At 62.4% G+C, this 1833-nt stretch carries 1 protein-coding gene and 2 pseudogenes; 2 read left to right on the top strand and 1 reads right to left on the bottom strand.

Annotation, left to right across the window (positions count from 1 at the left end):
- Nucleotides 1-306 (top strand): annotated as a pseudogene (locus tag EOA85_RS34315) (cobaltochelatase subunit CobT); the annotation flags it as partial.
- Complete coding sequence (locus EOA85_RS34310) at nucleotides 303-1331, top strand: esterase-like activity of phytase family protein (RefSeq protein ID WP_127212638.1); 1029 nt, start codon at nucleotides 303-305, stop codon at nucleotides 1329-1331. The pseudogene EOA85_RS34315 and the gene EOA85_RS34310, both read left to right, overlap by 4 nt.
- Nucleotides 1332-1414: 83 nt before the next feature.
- Here the strand turns inward: EOA85_RS34310 and EOA85_RS34305 are convergent.
- Nucleotides 1415-1833: pseudogene (locus EOA85_RS34305) on the bottom strand (hypothetical protein); the annotation flags it as partial.

Raw genomic sequence — 1833 nt, 5'->3', positions numbered from 1 at the left:
GAGCAACGCAAGATCCTGATGATGATCTCGGACGGCGCGCCGGTCGACGATTCGACGCTGTCGGTTAATCCGGGCAACTATCTCGAACGGCATCTGCGCGCGGTGATCGAACTGATCGAGACGCGCTCGCCGGTCGAGCTTTTGGCCATCGGCATCGGCCACGACGTTACCCGCTACTATCGCCGCGCCGTCACCATCGTCGATGCCGAGGAACTGGCCGGCGCCATGACCGAGCAACTGGCCTCACTGTTCGGCGAGGAAAGTACGCGGAACACGCGACGCGGCGGCATGCGGCGCGCCGGATGATTTTTTCGCGGGGCGGCTTTCGGCAGACGCTTTTCGCCGTCACAGCGCTGTTCGTTGCCGGCATCGCCCTGTCGCCTTGCATCGCCGCCGGCAGCGTTTCGGTCGAGCTGATCGAAATCTCGGCACGGCTGATAGACCGGTTTCATATCGGCCGTGACGAAAAGCGGTTCGGCCCGCTCGAATTCGTCGGCGGGCTGGAAATGACCTCGCCGTCACGCGATTTCGGCGCTTTGTCGGCGTTTCGCTTCCTCAAGCCCGGCAGTGATTTCATCGGCGTCGCCGACACCGGTTTCTGGTTCTTCGGCACGGTTACCCATGATGCGGACAAGCGCCCATCGGGCATGCGGAATTTCCGCATGCAGCAGATGGTCGACGAGGCGGGCCTGATCGAAAAGAAATGGAAGGTCGACGCCGAAGGCCTTGCGGTCAAGGGTGGCATTGCCACGGTCGGCTTCGAGCGCAACCACCGTGTTTCCCAGTTCAAGATCGACCCGCACGATATGGAGCCGCCGTTCAAGCAATTGGATTCCCTGATTCCAGCCTGGGAACTTCGCCTGAATCGCGGCTTTGAGGCCGTCACCCACGCCCATCCTAACGGCCAGCACCAAGGCGGGCTGGTCGTGGTGTCGGAGAAGAGCCTCGACACGGCCGGCAACATCTATGCGGCTGTTATCGGAGGGCCGCACAAGGGTGTCTTCACCGTCAAGCGCAACGGCAATTTCGACATTACCGACGGCGCATTCCTGCCGGACGGCGACCTCTTGCTTTTGGAGCGCAGCTTTTCGATGGCTGGCGGGGTCAAGATGCGGCTGAGGCGCATCTATGGCGAAAGCGTCGAGAAGGGCGCCGTTGCCGACGGGCCGGTGCTGATGGAAGCCGACATGGCCTACCAGATCGACAATATGGAAGGGCTCGACGTCTGGACCCGCGACGACGGCGCACTGATGGTGTCGCTGATCTCGGACGACAACCACTCGATGCTACAGCGTAATCTCTATTTGGAATTTGTGCTGCACGAGGATTGAGAACGTGCGGCCGGCGATTGGCTGATGGCGAGGCTGCCGTCTCGAGCTCTTCGATGTTCGCAGCTTCGCAAAGAGAATTCGGCCTATTGCTCGTTGGTCGCGATCCAGATGACGTGGCGGGCGCCGCGCTTCCCATTGGCGCGGACCCTAACTTCCTCGACCGAGAAGCCCGCCTGCTTGAGTCTGCGGGCAAAGCCGCTGTCGGGCCCCTGCGACCAGACCGCCAGCACGCCGCCGGGCTTGAGCGCTGCTCTCGCTCTGTTCAACCCGGCTATACTGTAAAGAGCGTCATTGGCCCCGTGGACAATCCCTTCCGGCCCATTGTCGACGTCGAGCAGGATGGCGTCATAGGTTGCCACGTCCAACTTGATGAGCCGTCCGACATCCGCCTCGCGAACGGTCACGCGCGGATCGTCGAGACAGCCATCGAACACCGAGGCCATCGGGCCGCGCGCCCACGCCACGACGGCGGGTACCAACTCGGCGACAACAATGCCGGCAT

Source organism: Mesorhizobium sp. M5C.F.Ca.IN.020.29.1.1 (assembly GCF_003997375.1).
In the GTDB taxonomy this organism is placed as follows: Bacteria; Pseudomonadota; Alphaproteobacteria; order Rhizobiales; family Rhizobiaceae; genus Mesorhizobium; species Mesorhizobium wenxiniae.
Note: the sequence above shows the minus strand (reverse complement) of the source record. Positions and strands in the feature narration are given on the sequence as shown.